The organism is Arthrobacter sp. MDT2-34-1 (assembly GCF_059091365.1).
On record NZ_JBNHGO010000188.1, the window covers coordinates 1 to 332 of the forward strand.

General features: G+C 62.3%; 1 protein-coding gene. It reads left to right on the plus strand.

Annotated elements, in window-relative coordinates:
- A partial coding sequence (locus AC5RVV_RS18305; protein WP_494002751.1) for a DNA polymerase III subunit beta family protein occupies nucleotides 1-332 on the plus strand: 332 nt, incomplete at both ends.

The window sequence follows — 332 nt, forward strand, 5'->3', positions numbered from 1 at the left end:
AGATCCCCGCCGATATCAGCGAAGAAGGCACCATTCTGGTTTCCGGCCGCCTCCTGGCGGACATCTGCCGCAGCCTTCCCTCCGCGCCGGTGGAAGTTGAAACCGAAGGACCAAAAGTCACCCTGACCTGCCGCAGCAGCCGGTTCAATCTGGCTACCATGCCGGTGGCGGACTATCCGGAGCTGCCGGCGCTGCCGGAGGTCAGCGGAGTTATCGACGGCGATGCCTTCGCCCAGGCGGTATCCCAGGTCATCATTGCCGCGAGCAAGGACGACACACTGCCCATCCTCACCGGCGTTCGAATGGAAATCGAGGATGACCTGATCACCTTC